The following is a 17,627-nucleotide window of genomic DNA, read 5'->3' as shown; positions in this document are numbered from 1 at the left end:
GCACCCGACTAGGGTTCTGCGGTGTGTTGACCATCGCCTTCCCTGCCGCAGCCTTCGGGACCAACTGCTACGTCCTCGCGACGGGGGAGGGCGAGGAGTGCGTCGTCGTCGACCCGGGCATCGGCATCGAGGAGACCCTGCGCGAGGTCCTCACCGAGCACCGTCTCAAGCCGACCGCGGTCCTGCTCACCCACGGTCACATCGACCACGTCTACTCGGTGACACCGGTCTGCGGAGGCGACACCGCGGCATACATCCACTCCGACGACCGTTACCGGCTGGCTGACCCGCTCGGGTCCGCGAGCCCCGGGATCGTCGGGATGCTCGAGCAGCAGTTCGGCTCGAGGGCCACGTGGACCGAGCCGAGCCAGGTCGTCGAGGTGACCGACCGGCAGTCGCTCACCCTCGCCGGCCTCGACCTCGACGTGCTCCACGCTCCCGGTCACACCGAGGGGTCGGTGATGTTCGGCTTCGACCGGCTGCCCGACGGTGTCCGCGCCCCCGAGGAGCTCGACCGCACGATGATCTCCGGCGACGTCCTCTTCGCCGGGTCGATCGGGCGCACCGACCTGCCCGGCGGTGACGGCTCCGCGATGGAGCGGTCGCTGCGCGACGTCGTGCTGCCGCTGCCCGACTCCACGCTCGTCCTCCCGGGGCACGGCCAGGCCACGACGATGCGCCGTGAACGCAGCACCAACCCCTACCTGCAAGGATTGAGCGCGTGAAGGTCACCAGGCTCAGCGGCTTCCCCGAGTACCTCCCCTCTGAGCGCATCGTCGAGCAGCACTTCCTCGACGTCATCCGCGAGACCTTCGAGCTGCACGGGTTCACCTCGCTCGAGACGCGCGCGGTCGAGCCGGTCGAGCGGCTCCTCGGCAAGGGCGGCGACGCCGACAAGGAGATCTACGGCGTGACCCGGCTCGCCGACTCCGGCGCCGAGCGCTCCTCGCGCGAGCCCGAGCTCGGCCTGCACTTCGACCTCACCGTGCCCTTCGCCCGGTTCGTGCTCGAGAACGCCGGCAAGCTCGCGTTCCCCTACCGGCGCTACCAGATCCAGAAGGTGTGGCGCGGCGAGCGGCCCCAGGAGGGGCGCTACCGCGAGTTCACCCAGGCCGACATCGACGTCGTCGACGTCGGCGAGCTGGCGCCACACTTCGAGGCCGAGATGCCGCTCGTCATCGCCGAGGTCTTCGCGCGGCTGCCGATCGGCCGGATGACGATCCAGGTCAACAACCGCAAGATCCCCGAAGGCTTCTACCAGGGGATCGGAATCGGCATCGACGACGTCACAGAGATTCAGGACACCCTGCGGATCGTCGACAAGCTCGACAAGATCGGTGCCGACAAGGTCCGGACGTTGCTCGTCGAGGCCGGTCGCACGCCCGAGCAGGCCGACCAGTGCCTGGCGCTGGCCGAGATCCGCACCGAGGACCTGTCGTTCGTCGACCGGGTGCGCGCACTCGGCGTCCAGCACCCGACCCTCGACGAGGGCCTCGACGCCCTCGCCGCCGTGATCCGCAGCGGGCTCGAGCACGCCCCAGGGGCGATGGTCGCCGACCTCAAGATCGCCCGCGGCCTCGACTACTACACCGGGACCGTCTACGAGACCCAGCTCGAGGGCCACGAGTCGTGGGGCTCGTTCTGCTCGGGCGGCCGCTACGACGCCCTCGCCAGCGACGGGAGGACGACCTACCCGGGTGTCGGGATCTCGATCGGCGTGTCGCGCCTGCTCGGCCTGCTGCTCTCCAAGGGCCTCGTCGCCGCCTCCCGCGCCACCCCGGCAGCGGTGCTCGTCGCCGTCGTCGAGGAGGACTCGCGCGCCGAGTCGGCGGCCGTCGCCAGGGCGCTGCGGGCGCGTGGCATCCCGTGCGAGGTGGCGCCGAGCGCCGCGAAGTTCGGCAAGCAGATCCGCTACGCCGACCGGCGCGGGATCCCGTTCGTCTGGTTCCCGGGGGCCGGCGACGTCGAGCACCAGGTCAAGGACATCCGGTCCGGCGACCAGGTCGACGCGGACCCGCAGTCGTGGCAGCCGCCGGCGCAGGACCTCAGGCCGTCCGTGGAGGCCGTAGTCCCGAGTCCCTGAGCTCGAGCATCGCCAGGGCCCGGATCGTCTCGCGGTCACCGCGGCGCCAGGCGCCGCTCGGGTCGGCCGACACCTTCGCGAGCGAGGCCATCGGCTGGTTGGCCATGGCCCGCAGCGCGAAGAGGTCGAGGTCGTCGTCGGCGTCGATGAAGCGCTGTGCGGCCGACGCCCGGCGCACGAACCGCGCCCGTGCGATCGCCCACCAGATGCCGACGATGAGGATCGGCACGAGGGCCGTCGTCCACCCCAGCAGGACCGCGAACCGCTCGACGGCGCCGACGAGGTCGGTGCCGGCCCTCTCGATGTCGGTCCCGGCGCCCGCGGCGGAGCGGAACGGGCCGGCGATGCGGTCGTCGAGGACCGGCAGGTTGTCGACGCCGTCGCCGGCGGCGTTGAGCTTCTCGCGGAAGCCCGCACCCGCTCCCTGGAGCCGGCGGCCCGGTTCTGCGAGCGCCATCGTCACGTCGTGGACGCGGCGTCCCACCCAGGTCCACAGGACCAGCCAGGCCACGAGGCCGACGTCGGCGAGGATCTGGGCGAGGCGACGTCCGGGCAGGTCTGCATAGAGCTTCACCCGCCCTAGACTCGCACTGCGGCACATCGACCGCGACCACGACGAAGGAGTCATCGGTGCGCATCGGCATTCCCAGCGAAGTCAAGAACAACGAGTTCCGGGTCGGCATCACACCGGTCGGTGTGCACGAGCTCGTGGGTCATGGGCACGAGGTGCTCATCCAGAAGGGCGCCGGCCTCGGGTCCTCGATCACCGACGACGAGTTCGTCTCGCAGGGTGCCCGGATCGTCGACGACGCCGACGACGTGTGGGGCGACGCCGAGATGGTCATGAAGGTCAAGGAGCCCGTCGCCGAGGAGTACCACCGGCTGCGCGAGGACCTCACCCTCTTCACCTACCTCCACCTCGCCGCCGACGAGCCGCTCACCAAGGAGCTCGTCGCCAAGCGCACGACCTCCATCGCCTACGAGACGGTCCAGCTGCCCTCCGGCGGTCTCCCGCTGCTCTACCCGATGTCCGAGGTCGCGGGCTGTCTCGCGCCCCAGGTCGGCGCCTACTCGCTCACCAAGCCGCAGGGCGGCCGCGGGGTCCTCATGGGCGGTGTCGGTGGCGTCGCCAACGCCAAGGTCGTCATCATCGGCGCCGGTGTCTCGGGCCAGAACGCCGCCAACATCGCGCTCGGCATGGGCGCGGACGTCACGCTCCTCGACACCGACCTCGACAAGCTCCGGATGAGCTTCTGGCGCTACAACAACCGCGTCCACGGGCTCGCCTCGTCGACCCTCGCGATCCGCCAGCAGGTCATGGAGGCCGACATGGTCATCGGCGCGGTGCTCGTCCCCGGTGCCAAGGCCCCGACGCTCGTCTCGAACGAGCTCGTCTCCCAGATGAAGCCGGGCTCGGTGCTCGTCGACATCGCCGTCGACCAGGGCGGCTGCTTCGAGGACACCCACGCGACGACCCACGCGGACCCCACCTACGAGGTCCACAACTCGGTCTTCTACTGCGTCGCCAACATGCCCGGTGCCGTGCCCAACACCTCGACCTGGGCCCTCACCAACGCCACCCTCCCGTATGCCGTGCGCCTCGCCGACCAGGGATGGCTCGACGCCTCGCGCCGCGACCCCGGGCTCGCCCTGGGCATCAACACCCACGCCGGCGACATCGTCTGCGCTCCCGTCGCCGAGGCTCACGGGCTCGGCCACCGCGAGCTCGCCGAGGTGCTCGGCTGAGCCGGGTCGACCGCGCCGTCCGCGCCTGGCTGACCCACCTCGACGTCGAGCGGGGGGTCTCGGCCAACACGCTCAAGGCCTACCGGCGCGACCTCGGGCGATGGACGGCATACCTCGTCTCGATCGGTGTCGACGACCCCGCGAAGGTGGGCGAGCGGCACGTGAGCGAGTTCCTCGCGCGGCTGCGCGAGGGCGACGACGAGCACCCGCCGCTCGCGGCGAACTCGGCCGCACGCACCCTCGTGGCCGTGCGGGGGCTGCACCGCTTCCTCGCGCTCGAGGGTGAGGTCGAGACCGACCCCGCCGCCGCGGTGAGCCCGCCGCCACCGCCGTCCCGCCTGCCCAAGGCGATCAGCCTGGGGGAGGTGGAGCGGCTCCTCGACGCCGCTGCGGTGGGGGACACCCCCGCGTCGCTGCGCGACAAGGCGCTCCTCGAGGTGCTCTACGGCACCGGTGCGCGCATCTCCGAGGCCATCGGGCTCGACATCGACGACGTCGACCTCGACGCCGGCGTGGTGCGCCTCGAGGGCAAGGGCGGCAAGCAGCGCCTCGTGCCGCTCGGTTCGTACGCGCGAGAGGCGCTCACGGCATACCTCGTGCGGGGGAGGGGCACCTTCTCGAGCAAGGGCAGGGGGACCCCGGCGATCTTCCTCAACCAGCGGGGCTCCCGGCTCTCGCGGCAGAGCGCCTGGACCATCCTGCGGGCGGCCGCGGAGCGGGCCCAGCTGAGGGGCCACCTGTCGCCGCACACCCTGCGGCACTCGTTCGCGACCCACCTGCTGGAGGGCGGCGCCGACGTCCGCGTCGTGCAGGAGCTGCTCGGGCACGCCTCGGTCACGACGACGCAGGTCTACACGCTCGTCACCGTGCAGCAGCTGCGCGAGGTCTACGCACAGAGCCACCCCCGTGCCCGCTGATAGTGTCGTCCCGATCAGCGGGATGCTGACCGCCTGCACGCCAGTTCCGGGAGAGAGATGTATTCGTCAGACATCGATGCCGTGGTGACCTCACGAGACGGGTCCGTCGACACCGGGACCCGCGACCAGGGTGACACCGCGAGTCGCAACGGACACCTGCCCGGGACGGAGGACGCAGCCGTCGGCACCGTCGGACCGACCGGTCGCCCTCTGCCGACCTTCCCCGAGCCGGCGCCCCTGGCCAGCCACGGCCCCGCCCGGGTCATCGCCATGTGCAACCAGAAGGGTGGCGTCGGCAAGACCACGACGACGATCAACCTCGGTGCGGCCCTGGCCGAGTACGGCCGACGCGTGCTCCTCGTCGACTTCGACCCGCAGGGCGCCCTGTCGGTCGGTCTGGGCATCCCCGCCCACGAGCTCGACGTCACCGTCTACAACCTGCTGACCGAGCGTGGGCACGACGTCCGCGACGTCATCCAGAAGACCAAGGTCGCGAACCTCGACGTCATCCCGGCCAACATCGACCTGTCGGCTGCCGAGGTCCAGCTCGTCGGCGAGGTGGCCCGCGAGCAGATCCTCGCCCGGGTCCTGCGACCGGTGCTCGACGAGTACGACGTCGTCCTCATCGACTGCCAGCCCTCGCTCGGCCTGCTCACCGTCAACGCCCTCACGGCAGCCCACGGGGTGCTCATCCCGCTCGAGTGCGAGTTCTTCGCCATGCGCGGCGTGGCGCTGCTCGTCGAGACGATCGAGAAGATCACCGACCGGCTCAACCCGCGCCTGGAGGTCGACGGCATCCTCGCGACGATGTACGACAGCCGCACCCTGCACTCCAAGGAGGTCGTGGCCAGCGTCGTCGAGCACTTCGGTGAGCGCGTCTTCCACACGGTCATCAGCCGCACGGTGAAGTTCCCGGACGCGTCGCTCGCTGCCGAGCCGATCACCACCTACGACTCCACCCACAAGGGAGCCGGTGCCTACCGTCAGCTCGCAAGGGAGCTCATCGCCCGTGGCGGAGCAGCCTGACACCATGACCGAGGCCCCCGGCGGCGTTCTCACGAGGCGGGCAGCGACGACGGCCTTCGAGGTCCACCTCGACGTCTTCTCGGGTCCGTTCGACCTGCTCCTCGGTCTCATCTCCAAGCACAAGCTCGACATCACCGAGATCGCCCTGGCCAAGGTCACCGACGAGTTCATCGCGCACATCCGGACCGAGCAGGCCAAGGGTGGCGACAGCTGGGACCTCTCGCAGGCCTCGGAGTTCGTCCTCGTCGCGGCCACCCTGCTCGACATCAAGGCTGCTCGGCTGCTGCCGCAGGTGGGCCCCGAGGACGAGGAGGACCTCGCCCTCATCGAGGCGCGCGACCTCCTCTTCGCCCGCCTGCTGCAGTACCGCGCGTTCAAGGACATCGCCCGCACCTTCGACGAGCGGATGTCGACGGCGTCGCGGATGACGGCGCGCCAGGCCGGGCTCGAGCCGCAGTTCGCCAAGCTGCTTCCCGAGCTCATCATGACGATCACGCCCGAGCAGCTCGCGATGATCGCCGCGGGTGCGCTCACCCCCAAGGTCGCCGACACCGTCGGACTGACCCATCTGCACGCGCCCGCCGTGAGCGTGCGCGAGCAGGCCACGATCATCGGCGAGCGGCTGCGTCGTGACGGGACGTCGTCGTTCCGCGCGCTCGTGCGCGACGCCGACAACACGCTCGTCATCGTCGCCCGCTTCCTCGCGCTGCTCGAGCTGTTCCGCGAGTCGGCCATCACCTTCGAGCAGGCCGAGGCGCTCGGCGAGCTCACCGTCCGCTGGACCGGGTCGATGGAGGGTGACATCCGTGTCGACGACGAGTTCGACGACGCCGCACCCGCCGAGGACGCCGCAGTGCCCGCCGCCACGCTCCCGGACGACGCCGTGCCGGCCGCCGAGGCCGCGTCCGCCGAGGACGCACCGACCACCGATCAGCGAGAGGCTGACCATGAGTGACACAGACCTGACCGACCCGGTGCCCGAGGGCGCCGTCGAGCCGGGACCCCTCGAGGAGGGCGTCGTCGAGGAGGTCCCCCAGGACCAGCTCGCCTTCGACGTCGGCGACTTCCCCGGCGGTCTGCGCAGCGCCGTCGAGGCCGTCCTCATGGTCGTCGACGAACCCGTGACCGAGCTCGCCCTCGCCTCGGCCCTCGAGGTGCCCGTCCCCGACGTCGAGGCAGCCCTCGCCGAGCTCGAGGAGGGGTATGCCGCGCAGCTGCGGGGCTTCACCCTCCGGCAGGTGGGTGGCGGGTGGCGCGTCTACAGCCGTTCCGACTATGCCCCCGTCGTGAGCAAGTTCCTCCTCGACGGGCAGCAGGCCAAGCTCACCCAGGCCTCGCTCGAGACCCTCGCGGTCATCGCCTACCGCCAGCCGGTCTCGCGTTCGCGCGTGGCCGCCGTGCGCGGAGTCAACGTCGACGGTGTCATCCGCACCCTCCTCACCCGTGGCCTCATCGAGGAGGTCGGGTCCGAGGAGGACTCGACCGCCAACCTCTACGGCACGACGTCCTACTTCCTCGAGCGGCTCGGCCTGCAGTCGCTCGATGACCTACCAGCCCTTGCTCCCTACCTCCCGGAGGTCGACGTGCTCGACGAGATCGCAGAGAGCGGCCGGTCATGACCCCGCCGCAGAGCCGACGCGGCGGACCCGCGAAGAAGCCGTCCGGCGGTGGCCGTGGCCGCACCCCCGGTGGTGCCGCCGCAGGTGGCCGTGGCGCCGGCGGGCCCGCCGGTGGTGGACGTCCCCGCGGAGTCGGGACGACCAAGAAGAGCCAGCCCACCGCCCTGCCCAACCGCCCCAAGGCGAAGCCGGTCGACGTCCACGACCCCGACGGCATACGACTGCAGAAGCTCCTCGCGTCGGCCGGCGTGGGGTCGCGGCGGGTGTGCGAGCAGCTCATCTCCGAGGGCCGGGTCGAGGTCGACGGCCAGGTCGTCACCGAGCTCGGCGTCCGGATCAACGCCGACCAGGTCGTCCACGTCGACGGTGTGCGCGTCACGCTCGACGAGTCGCGGGTCTACCTCGCGTTCAACAAGCCGCTCAACGTCGTCACCTCGATGAACGACGACCTCGGCCGGATCGACATCGGCGACTACTTCGGGGACCGCAAGGAGCGCCTGTTCCACGTCGGGCGCCTCGACGCCGACACCGAGGGACTGCTGCTGCTCACCAACGACGGCGACCTCGCACACCGGCTCCAGCACCCCAAGTACGGCGTCCTCAAGACCTATCTCGCCCAGATCCGTGGGCCGGTCCCGCGCGACCTCGGCAAGCGGCTGCGCGAGGGCATCGAGCTCGAGGACGGGCCCGTCAAGGTCGACTCGTTCCGCGTCGTCGACAGCCAGCCCGGCAAGGCGATCGTCGAGGTGATCCTCCACGAGGGTCGCAAGCACATCGTCCGCCGGATGCTCGCCGAGGCGGGCCACCCGGTGCTGTCGCTCGTGCGCACCCAGGTGGGTCCGATCCGGCTCGGCGACACCAAGCCCGGCAAGTTCCGGCGGCTCACCAAGGGTGAGGTCGGCGACCTCTACTCCGCGGCGGGGATGTGACCGAGCCGGCTCCGGCCCGGGTCCACGTCGTCGGCACCGGGCTCATCGGGACGAGTCTGGGGCTGGCCCTGACGCGCGCCGGTGGCGTGGTGACGCTCGAGGACATCTCGAGCACCAACGCGGCCCTCGCGCGCGACCTCGGCGCGGGCGAGACCTCGAGCGCCATCCCGGGCGAGGGTGACGGTGACGTCCACCCCGACCTCGTCGTCGTCGCGACCCCGCCAGACGTCACGGCGGCGTGCGTCGCGGAGGCCCTCGAGCGCTGGCCCGAGGCCGTCGTCACCGACGTCGCCTCCGTCAAGGTCGCCATCATCGACGCGCTCCGGGCCCGCGGTGCGGACCTGTCGCGCTTCTGCGGCTCGCACCCCATGGCGGGGCGCGAGCGCAACGGCGCCGTCGCGGGTCGGCACGACCTCTTCCACGGTCGCGCCTGGGTGCTCACCCCCACCGACGAGACGGCCGACTCCGCGGTGGCCCTCGTGCGCTCCGTGGCGTCGAGCGTCGGCGCAGCGGTCGTCACCCTCGACCCTGCGGACCACGACGCGGCCGTGGCATCGGTCTCCCACGTGCCACAGCTCATCGCCAGCCTCGTCGCCGCCCGGCTCGAGCACCTCGCCGACTCGTCGGTGGCTCTGGCCGGGCAGGGGCTGCGGGACGTCACCCGGATCGCCGCGAGCGACCCGCACCTGTGGACCCAGATCCTCTCCGGCAACGCGCACGCCGTGCGCGACGTCCTCGCCGCGCTGGCCACCGACCTCGAGGGCGTCATCGGCGCCCTCGACGCGCTCGGCAGCGACGACGACGCGCCCGGTGCGCGAGGCACCCTGGCCCGGGCCATCGCCGCGGGCAACGCCGGCCACGCGCGGATCCCCGGCAAGCACGGAGCCGCGCCGACGGCATACACGACCGTCCGGGTGCTCATTCCGGACGAGCCCGGACAGCTCGGGCGGCTCTTCGCCGACGTCGGCTCCATCGGCACCAACATCGAGGAGTTCCACCTCGACCACGGGCTGGGGCAGGCCTTCGGTCTGGCCGAGATCGACGTCGTCCCCGGATCCGCGGCGGCGCTGTCGGAGGGGCTCGAGGAGCGCGGCTGGCGCCTCCACGGCTGAGGCCTCGTGGGTGGCATCCGGGAGACGGAGTGGCCTGCGCGACCGCCTAGGCTGACCGCCATGACGCGCGAGACCGGCCCCCTGACCATCGCCATCGACGGACCCTCCGGCTCCGGCAAGTCGAGCGTCTCGAAGGCGGTGGCCGCCGAGCTGGGCGTGGGCTACCTCGACACCGGCGCGATGTACCGCGCGCTCACGTGGTGGTGCCTGGACCAGGGGGTCGACCTCACCGACGAGGGCGCGGTGGTCGCTGCGGCCGAGGTGCTGCCGCTCGAGCTCTCGACGGACCCGCAGGACCAGCGGGTCGTCGTCGGCGGGACAGACGTCACGGCCGAGATCCGCACCACCGCGATCAGCTCCGAGGTCTCCAAGGTCGCCACCAACACGGGGGTGCGGCCGATCCTCCAGCAGGCCCAGCGCGACCGCATGGCCGCCATCGCGCGGGAGACCGGGGGAGTCGTCGCCGAGGGGCGCGACATCACGACCGTCGTCGCGCCCGATGCACTCGTGCGCCTGCTGCTCACCGCCAGCGAGGAGGCCCGGCTGCGCCGCCGGTCCGCCGAGGTCCACGGCAGTGCCGACGAGGAGGCCATCGCCGCGACCCGCGACCAGGTCCTGCGTCGTGACCGCGACGACTCGGCCGTCTCGCAGTTCACCGTCGCGGCCGACGGCGTCGTCACCGTCGACACCTCCGACCTCGACTTCGACGAGAGCGTCGAGGCGGTCCTCGCCGTCGTCGCCTCGCTCGCTGGCCACGCCCGCGACTGACCCGCCCGATCCGGCTCGCGAGCGGTGCGACCTCGGCTAGGGTCACCGCCCGTGACGCACGAGAAGCTCGCTCCCGCGCCGTGGCGGGCCACGCTCGGCCACCGCGTCGGTCAGGGTCTCGTCCGCTCCCTGTATGCCGCGCAGGCGTCAGGCGCGCAGCGGGTCCCCTCGACGGGTCCGGTGATTCTGGCGGCCAACCACACCGGCTACCTCGACGGCGCGGTCGTCCTCGCGATGGCACCCCGCCCGGCCCACTTCCTCGTGCTGGCCTCGACCTTCGAGCTCGGCGTCGGGCCACTGCTCCACCTCACCGGCCAGATCCCGCTGGAGCAGGGGCGGGGTGACCGTGCCGCACTCACGTCGGCGCTCGGGGTGCTCGAGCGCGGGGGAGTGGTCGGCATCTTCCCCGAGGGCGGACGCGGCCGCGGTGACCTCGAGAAGGCGGGCAAGGGCGTCGCCTGGCTGGCGCTGCAGGGACACGCCCCCGTCGTGCCGGTGGCCTGCCTCGGCACCCGGGCCACCGGGCAGCTCGCGGACTCGTGGCCCAGGCTGCGCAGCCGGCTCGTCGTCGACTTCGGTGAGCCGGTCGCGGTGTCGCGGGAGCGGGACCCACGCTCTGCGGGGGCCGGCATACCGGGTCGCGTCCGGCTGGAGCGGGCGGCGGAGGAGATCCGATCCTCACTCGCGTCGCACGTCCGCGAGGCGAGCGAGCGGCACGGCATCGAGCTGCCGCGCGACGTCCCTCCCGACCTCTGGGACTGACGGGACCGGCGACGGACGGAGCATGACGCGATCTCTGGGAGAATGGATGCCATGAACACCCCCGAGACCGACGAGACCGTGACCGACGACGGGTCACTGGACGAGTCCGTCACGCATGCCCTGCGTGTTGGCCTGGACGACTTCGAGCTGGACGACGAGGACCTCGCGCTCGTCGACCGCGCCGACGGCTCGGTCGACGACGACGAGTTCGAGGGGGCCGTGCCGGTCGTGGCGGTTGTCGGTCGCCCCAACGTCGGCAAGTCCACGCTCGTCAACCGCATCATCGGCCGCCGCGAGGCCGTGGTCGAGGACGTGCCGGGTGTGACCCGTGACCGTGTCGCCTACGACGCCGAGTGGACCGGCACCCGATTCACCCTCGTCGACACCGGCGGCTGGGCGATCGACGCCAAGGGGATCCACCTGCGCGTGGCCGAGCAGGCCGAGATCGCCGTGGAGCTCGCCGACGCCGTCCTCTTCGTCGTCGACGCCGTCGTCGGTGCGACCGATGACGACGCCGCGGTCGTCAAGCTGCTGCGTCGCTCCGGCAAGCCGGTCATCCTCGTCGCCAACAAGGTCGACGACCAGCGCACCGAGGCCGACGCCGCGGCGCTGTGGAACCTCGGGCTCGGTCAGCCGTGGCCGGTGTCCGCGCTGCACGGCCGCGGCAGCGGTGACGTGCTCGACGCCATCCTCGACGTGCTCCCCGAGAAGTCCGCGGTCGGCGCCTACCAGCGTGGTGGGCCCCGTCGCGTGGCGCTGCTCGGGCGGCCCAACGTGGGCAAGTCCTCGATGCTCAACAAGCTCGCGAAGTCGGACCGCGTCGTCGTCGACGACGTGGCGGGCACGACCCGCGACCCCGTCGACGAGTTCATCGAGCTCGGCGGCAAGACGTGGCGCTTCGTCGACACGGCCGGCATCCGCCGTCGGGTGCACCAGACCCGCGGCGCCGACTTCTATGCCTCGCTGCGCACCCAGACCGCGCTCGAGAAGGCCGAGGTCGCGGTCGTGCTCGTCGACGCGTCCACCCAGATCACCGAGCAGGACATCCGCGTCGTCCAGCAGGTCGTCGACTCCGGCCGCTCGCTCGTCATCGCCTACAACAAGTGGGACCTCACCGACGAGGAGCGCCGCCACTTCCTCGAGCGCGAGATCGAGCGTGAGCTCGTGCAGATCCCGTGGGCCCCGCGCGTCAACGTCTCCGCCGCCACCGGCCGGCACATGGACCGCCTCGTGCCCGCGCTCGAGCAGGCGCTGGAGTCGTGGGACACCCGTGTCCCCACCGGTCGCCTCAACGCCTTCCTCGGCGAGGTCGTCGCGGGGCACCCGCACCCCGTGCGTGGCGGCAAGCAGCCGCGCATCCTCTTCGCGACCCAGGCCTCGACGCGACCGCCGCGGTTCGTGCTCTTCGCCTCCGGGTTCATCGAGGCCGGCTACCGCCGCTTCATCGAGCGCCGCCTGCGTGAGGAGTTCGGCTTCGAGGGCACGCCGCTCGAGATCTCGGTCCGGGTGCGCGAGAAGCGCTCGCGTCGCTGACCCACCCCGTGGGGCGGCCTGGGACTCGCCGCTCGTGGAATGATCAATCACCTGTGCCTGACTAGTCATGGGCTATACGCTGGTGACTCGACGAGAGGGGTACGCGTGACACCGACAGCGGTGCAGGTAGTGGTGGCGGATGACGACGACGACATCCGTGACCTGGTCGAGCTCAAGCTCACCCAGTCGGGCTACACCGTCCGGGCGTGTGCCAACGGGGTCGAGGCGCTGGACGAGATCCGGCGCGACCCGCCGACCCTCGCGGTGCTCGACGTCATGATGCCGGGCCTGTCGGGTATCGACGTGCTGCGCGAGGTCCGGGCCGACGAGGCGCTCAAGGGCGTCCTGGTGGTCCTCCTCACGGCTCGCTCACGCGACACCGACGTGGACATGGGCTTCTCGACGGGGGCCGACGACTACCTCATCAAGCCCTTCAGCCCCCGGGAGCTGGTGCATCGCGTGTCGGCCCTCGTCTCCCGCTCTCAGTGACCGACCAGCCGCCGGTCTCGCTCGCCTTCCTCGACGAGGTGCTCGTCGGGGTCCTCGTCCTGTGTGTCGTGCTGGCCCTCGTCGTGGTGCTGAGCCGCATCCGGATCGCCCGTCGGCGCGAGACGGTCAAGCAGCGGCTCGCACCCCTGCGCCACGACCTGCTCGCGGTCGGGGCCGGTGAGGACGAGTCCGGGCAGGCCCGAAGCCGGCTGGCCCAAGACCGTGAGGCGGGCACCGATCTCGACCGGGCCGTCGTCGATCTCCTCACCAAGGTCCGCGGCACGCCCGCCGACGACCTCGTGAGCGTGCTGCGCGAGCGGGACGCCGTCGCCAAGGCGCGCCGCGCCCTCGGGTCACGCTCGAGCGTGAAGCGGGCACGGGCGACGCGAACCCTCGGCCTGCTGCGCGATCCCGCGCTCACCCTCGACCTCGTCAGGATGCTCGACGACCGCTCCGGCGAGGTGCGCATCGTGGCGGCGCGCTCCGTCGGTGCCCTCGGCCCGGAGGCGGGTCCGTCGGCGGCCGCGAGCGTGCTGCGTGCCGTCCGCAGCCGCAGGTCGGCGCCGGGCGTCCCCGCGACGGTCGCGATGGGCACGCTCACCCAGCTCGGGGTCCAGTCCGAGCCAGCCGTGGCGCTCGGGCTCACCGACGAGGACGCCGGGGTGCGCAACGTCGCCGCCGCCGTCGCCGGGCACAGTCTCTTCCTCAGCTGCACCCCGCGCCTCACCGAGCTCGCGGCCCACGACCCCGACCGCATGGTCAGGGTCAGCGCGACCGAGGCGCTGGGTTCCGTCGGGCGTCCCGCCGACGTCGAGCCCATCGCCCGGCTGCTCGCACCGCACGAGCCTCCTGCTGTGCGACGCGCGGCGGCTCGTGCCCTCGGCGAGCTGGGGGGCCAGATGGCCGTCGACGCCATGGTCCGGGTGCTCGCCGATGACGACCGCTCCCTGGCCGTGACCTCCGCGACGGCCCTGTCCCAGTCCGAGCACGGGCGCAGCGCCATCCGCGCCGTCTCCCTCGACGACGACGCGGCTCCGACTGCGAGGTCGGCGGTGGCCGGGGTGCTCCAGATGCTCGACCTGCGTGACACCGGACGAGGAGCCCGATGAGCCCCGACGACATCATCCCCGGGCTGCGGGAGGTCGTCATCGACGTGCTGGCCGCGGTGCAGTGGCCGGTCCTCGTCTACTTCGTCCTCATCAACACCTCCTACCTCATCTTCATCGGGCTGGCCGCGTGGGACTTCGTGCACCACCTGCGCCGGGTCGAGCAGACCGGCCGGCAGGAGCGTGTCGCCAGCGAGTTCGTGCCGCCGGTGACGCTCGTCGTCCCGATGTACAACGAGGCCGCCGGCATCGTGCAGTCCATCCAGTCCCTGTTGTCGCTGCGCTATCCCCACCACGACGTCGTGGGTGTCGACGACGGGAGCAGCGACGACACGTTCGCCGTGCTCAAGGAGGCCTTCGACCTCGTCGAGGTCGACCGCGAGATCCCCGCCGACCTGCCCGTCAAGGCCGAGGTCCTCTCCGTCCACGTCCCGCGCAACGGGCGGACGCCGCTGACGATCATCCGCAAGACGAACTCGGGGCGGTCCGACGCCGTCAACCTCGGCATCAACGCTGCCGGGGGCGAGCTGCTCGTCTTCGTCGACGCCGACTCGATCCTCGACCCCGACGCTCTCATGACGGTGACGGTGCCCTTCGCGGACGACCCGACGCGCATGGTCGCCACCGGTGGGGTCATCCGTGCCGCCAACGGCAGCCGCGTCGTCGCGGGTCGTCTCGTCGAGCCCCGGATGCCACGCCAGCTCCTGCCGCGCATCCAGGTCGTCGAGTACCTCCGGGCGTTCCTCATCGGCCGTGCCGGGTGGTCCCGTCTCGGGGCGCTCGTCCTCATCTCGGGGGCGTTCGGTGTCTTCCGCCGCGACATCCTCGTCGAGGTCGGCGGTCTCGACACCGACAGCATCGGCGAGGACTTCGAGGTGCTCATGCGCGTGCACCAGCACCTCAAGCGCGAGGGCCGTGACTACCGCGTGAAGTTCGTCGGTGAGCCGGTGTGCTGGACCGAGGTGCCGTCGACGGCCAAGGTGCTCCAGAAGCAGCGGGCCCGCTGGCACCGCGGCCTGTGGGAGACCCTCTGGAAGTACAAGCACATGATGTTCAACCCGCGCTACGGCAAGGTCGGCATGCTCGCGGTGCCCTACTACTGGTTCTTCGAGCTCATCGCGCCGCTGCTCGAGTTCGTGGGCCTGCTCCTCGTGGTCCTCGGTCTCGTGCTCGACGTCATCAACGTCCCCTTCGCCATCCTCTTCATGCTCGTCGCCTACGGCTACGCCATCCTCGTGACGCTCGCGGCCATGACGCTCGAGGAGATGACCTTCCGCAAGTACGCCCGGTGGCGGGACCTGGGCACGATGCTCCTCGCGGCCATCGCCGAGAACATCGGCTACCGCCAGCTCACCGCGTGGTGGCGCCTCCAGGGCTGGTGGGCCAGCCTGCGCGGGCAGAAGCAGGTGTGGGGGACCATGACCCGAGTGGGCCTGGGCGGCGAGGAGGGCAAGACGTGACCATCTCGTCGATCGTCTCGTCGGACCTCACGGTCACCCAGAGGCTGCGTCGGCTCGTGTTCACCCTCGTGGGGCTCATGCTCCTCGCGCTCATCACCGGCACGGTCGCCGTGGTCGGTGCCTCACGACAGGTCGACCGGCTCGCCACGGTCCTCGGCCCCGCCGCCGACGCGAACTCCGCGCTGCTCCAGACGCTCACCGACGCCGAGACCGGCCTGCGCGCCTACGACGCCACCGCGGACCCGGTCCTGCTGCAGCCGTTCAACGGTGCCGAGGCACGCTCGCGGGCCTACCAGGCCGGACTGCGCCAGGCGCTCTCACCCGACATCGGCCAGTGGTCGGCCCGGCTCGACGCCCAGTCCGAGGCCGTCGCCGCGTGGTGGGAGTACGCCGACGCCTCGCGCTCCCGCCTCGCCGCCGGGGGCAACCTCGACCTCATGACCGGCAAGCAGCTCTTCGACCGGGTGCGGACGACGAACGACGCGCTCGGCTACGACCTGCGCGCGCAGCGGGTCCAGGCCCGCGAGAACTCGACGGGGCAGCTCAGCCGCGCCCTGTCCCTGCTCGTCGTCGGGGCGCTCGTGTCGTCGGGGCTCGCGCTCTGGGGAGGGTGGCGGATCGCCCGGGCGCTCAGCGGGTCGATCGAGGACCTGCGCGAGGTCGTGCACCAGCAGCGCCTCGGCCACCGCGACGCCCGGGCCGACGAGGACGAGGGGCCGCTCGACGTGCGCGCGCTCGCCGCCGACTTCAACCACCTCACCGAGACGACCGCCGTGCTGGAGGCCGACCAGCGCGAGGCGATCCGGATGCGCGAGGTCACCCTCGGGCTCGCCACCCGGCTGCGAAGCCGCGTCACCGGCCAGGAGGCACTCGGCATCATGGCCGAGGCGCTGGGGGAAGCGACCGGGACGGTGGCGCTGATCTTCACCACCCCGATGTCCGACCACGACGGCACCACGTGGCGTCTCGCGGCGTCGTGGCCCCTGGGTGCCATCGACGAGTCGAAGATGATCCTCGAGCCTCCCGTCTCGCGCGAGAGCATCGCCCAGGGCCTGTGGCTCTCGGGGCGCCTGCTCGAGACCCCTGACCTGGAGCACGACGAGCTGCGCCACTGGCCGTTCATCGGCAGCATCGCCGAGCAGGTGCCGGCCGGCGCGCTGCTCGGCACCCCGTTCGGTGTGGGCGACGGCGTCATCGGGGCGATGCTGCTCGTCGCGCCCGAGCCCCGGACCTGGACGACGCACGAGCGCACGGCGCTGCAGCAGGCGACCGCCCACACGGCACGGGCCTTCGTGGCCGAGGAGCGTCAGGCCCAGCAGATCGAGCACGTCGAGCGGCTCGAGGCCCTCGACCGGCAGAAGGATGAGTTCGTCGGCACCGTCAGCCACGAGCTGCGCACCCCCCTGACCTCGATCGCGGGCTACCTCGAGATGCTCGAGGACGGCGATCTCGGCGAGCTCGAGCCCGCGCAGCTCAAGGCACTCGCGGTCATCGAGCGCAACACCAAGCGCCTGCGCGGTCTCATCGAGGACGTCCTCGTGCTCAACCGGATCGAGACCCGGGGCCTGGACCCGAGCTTCGTCCCGGTCGACCTCTCGGTGCTCGTGGCCGACGTCGTCCAGGACCTCCAGCCCCAGGCCGGCGACAACCGGGTCGGGCTCGACATCCTCGACATGCCCGAGTCCTGCGTCGTCTCGGGTGACCCCCTGCAGCTCGGGCGCGCCCTCACCAACGTCATCGGCAACGCCGTGAAGTTCTCGCGGGCGGGGGGATCGGTCACGGTCTCGGCCGTCGTCGAGGCCACCAGGGTGCGCGTCCAGTGTCGCGACGACGGGATCGGGATCCCGGAGGCCGACATGCAGCGGATGTTCTCGCGGTTCTTCCGGGCGAGCAACGCCACGGCGCAGGCCATCCCCGGGACCGGGCTCGGCCTGGCCATCGTCAAGGCGATCGTCGAGGCCCACCACGGCGAGCTCGAGCTGCACTCGGTCGAGGGCGAGGGGACGACGGTCGTCCTCGTGCTCCCGCTCGGCACCGCCGCGGACGCCGACGCCGTGGCCTGACAGCGAGCAGGCAG

Annotated in this window: 17 protein-coding genes; 16 read left to right on the top strand and 1 reads right to left on the bottom strand. The window is 71.7% G+C overall.

Annotation, left to right across the window (positions count from 1 at the left end):
- Positions 1-23: 23 nt before the first annotated feature.
- Together KLO01_RS13225 and hisS are read left to right on the top strand one after the other, a co-directional pair.
- Positions 24-725, top strand: a complete 702-nt coding sequence (locus KLO01_RS13225) for an MBL fold metallo-hydrolase (RefSeq protein WP_147065868.1) — start codon at positions 24-26, stop codon at positions 723-725.
- A complete protein-coding gene (hisS, locus tag KLO01_RS13220) occupies positions 722-2,083 on the top strand; it encodes a histidine--tRNA ligase (RefSeq protein WP_147065866.1) in 1,362 nt (453 codons plus the stop codon). Before KLO01_RS13225 ends, hisS begins: the two co-directional genes overlap by 4 nt.
- Here the strand turns inward: hisS and KLO01_RS13215 are convergent.
- On the bottom strand, positions 2,046-2,657 hold the full coding sequence (locus KLO01_RS13215) for a hypothetical protein (RefSeq protein WP_147065864.1): 612 nt from the start codon (positions 2,655-2,657) through the stop codon (positions 2,046-2,048). The two genes, hisS and KLO01_RS13215, sit on opposite strands and share 38 nt — an antisense overlap.
- Before the next feature lie 56 nt (positions 2,658-2,713).
- On the opposite strand from KLO01_RS13215, the gene ald reads away from it, so the two are divergent.
- The 14 genes from ald to KLO01_RS13145 all read left to right on the top strand — a co-directional run bounded on the left by ald (position 2,714) and on the right by KLO01_RS13145 (position 17,613).
- Positions 2,714-3,829, top strand: a complete 1,116-nt coding sequence (gene ald / locus KLO01_RS13210) for an alanine dehydrogenase (RefSeq protein ID WP_147065862.1) — start codon at positions 2,714-2,716, stop codon at positions 3,827-3,829.
- Positions 3,826-4,746 (top strand): site-specific tyrosine recombinase XerD, encoded by a 921-nt coding sequence (xerD, locus tag KLO01_RS13205; protein WP_147066121.1) that lies wholly within the window; start codon positions 3,826-3,828, stop codon positions 4,744-4,746. Before ald ends, xerD begins: the two co-directional genes overlap by 4 nt.
- A gap of 57 nt (positions 4,747-4,803) precedes the next feature.
- Positions 4,804-5,772, top strand: a complete 969-nt coding sequence (locus KLO01_RS13200) for a ParA family protein (RefSeq protein WP_147065860.1) — start codon at positions 4,804-4,806, stop codon at positions 5,770-5,772.
- Between the two features lie 4 nt (positions 5,773-5,776).
- A complete protein-coding gene (locus KLO01_RS13195) occupies positions 5,777-6,727 on the top strand; it encodes a segregation and condensation protein A (RefSeq protein ID WP_147065858.1) in 951 nt (316 codons plus the stop codon).
- Positions 6,720-7,391 (top strand): SMC-Scp complex subunit ScpB, encoded by a 672-nt coding sequence (scpB, locus tag KLO01_RS13190; protein ID WP_147065856.1) that lies wholly within the window; start codon positions 6,720-6,722, stop codon positions 7,389-7,391. The genes KLO01_RS13195 and scpB overlap by 8 nt, the downstream gene beginning before the upstream one ends.
- Positions 7,388-8,320 (top strand): pseudouridine synthase, encoded by a 933-nt coding sequence (locus KLO01_RS13185; RefSeq protein ID WP_147065854.1) that lies wholly within the window; start codon positions 7,388-7,390, stop codon positions 8,318-8,320. The genes scpB and KLO01_RS13185 overlap by 4 nt, the downstream gene beginning before the upstream one ends.
- On the top strand, positions 8,317-9,432 hold the full coding sequence (locus KLO01_RS13180; RefSeq protein ID WP_147065852.1) for a prephenate dehydrogenase: 1,116 nt from the start codon (positions 8,317-8,319) through the stop codon (positions 9,430-9,432). Before KLO01_RS13185 ends, KLO01_RS13180 begins: the two co-directional genes overlap by 4 nt.
- Positions 9,433-9,492: 60 nt before the next feature.
- Entirely contained in the window at positions 9,493-10,200 is a 708-nt protein-coding gene (cmk, locus tag KLO01_RS13175; protein WP_147065850.1) for a (d)CMP kinase, read from the top strand.
- A gap of 51 nt (positions 10,201-10,251) precedes the next feature.
- A complete protein-coding gene (locus KLO01_RS13170; RefSeq protein WP_147065848.1) occupies positions 10,252-10,962 on the top strand; it encodes a lysophospholipid acyltransferase family protein in 711 nt (236 codons plus the stop codon).
- 42 nt (positions 10,963-11,004) lie between these two features.
- Complete coding sequence (der, locus tag KLO01_RS13165) at positions 11,005-12,495, top strand: ribosome biogenesis GTPase Der (protein ID WP_147065846.1); 1,491 nt, start codon at positions 11,005-11,007, stop codon at positions 12,493-12,495.
- 105 nt (positions 12,496-12,600) lie between these two features.
- Positions 12,601-12,984, top strand: coding sequence for a response regulator transcription factor (locus KLO01_RS13160; protein WP_246136205.1), 384 nt, complete (start codon positions 12,601-12,603; stop codon positions 12,982-12,984).
- On the top strand, positions 12,981-14,093 hold the full coding sequence (locus KLO01_RS13155; protein WP_147065842.1) for a HEAT repeat domain-containing protein: 1,113 nt from the start codon (positions 12,981-12,983) through the stop codon (positions 14,091-14,093). The genes KLO01_RS13160 and KLO01_RS13155 overlap by 4 nt, the downstream gene beginning before the upstream one ends.
- Positions 14,090-15,550: a glycosyltransferase family 2 protein gene (locus tag KLO01_RS13150; RefSeq protein WP_147065840.1), complete on the top strand. Its 1,461-nt coding sequence runs from the start codon at positions 14,090-14,092 to the stop codon at positions 15,548-15,550. The genes KLO01_RS13155 and KLO01_RS13150 overlap by 4 nt, the downstream gene beginning before the upstream one ends.
- Entirely contained in the window at positions 15,547-17,613 is a 2,067-nt protein-coding gene (locus KLO01_RS13145; protein ID WP_147065838.1) for an ATP-binding protein, read from the top strand. Before KLO01_RS13150 ends, KLO01_RS13145 begins: the two co-directional genes overlap by 4 nt.
- Positions 17,614-17,627 lie beyond the last annotated feature (14 nt).

This window comes from Knoellia locipacati, assembly GCF_007992835.1.
Classification (GTDB): Bacteria; Actinomycetota; Actinomycetes; order Actinomycetales; family Dermatophilaceae; genus Knoellia; species Knoellia locipacati.
Note: the sequence above shows the minus strand (reverse complement) of the source record. Positions and strands in the feature narration are given on the sequence as shown.

Coding starts and splice junctions, on each gene's coding strand:
- cmk (WP_147065850.1), top strand. CDS start 9,493: ATGACGCGCGAGACCGGCCCCCTGACCATCGCCATCGACGGACCCTCC.
- KLO01_RS13185 (WP_147065854.1), top strand. CDS start 7,388: ATGACCCCGCCGCAGAGCCGACGCGGCGGACCCGCGAAGAAGCCGTCC.
- KLO01_RS13195 (WP_147065858.1), top strand. CDS start 5,777: ATGACCGAGGCCCCCGGCGGCGTTCTCACGAGGCGGGCAGCGACGACG.
- KLO01_RS13200 (WP_147065860.1), top strand. CDS start 4,804: ATGTATTCGTCAGACATCGATGCCGTGGTGACCTCACGAGACGGGTCC.
- scpB (WP_147065856.1), top strand. CDS start 6,720: ATGAGTGACACAGACCTGACCGACCCGGTGCCCGAGGGCGCCGTCGAG.
- der (WP_147065846.1), top strand. CDS start 11,005: ATGGATGCCATGAACACCCCCGAGACCGACGAGACCGTGACCGACGAC.
- KLO01_RS13150 (WP_147065840.1), top strand. CDS start 14,090: ATGAGCCCCGACGACATCATCCCCGGGCTGCGGGAGGTCGTCATCGAC.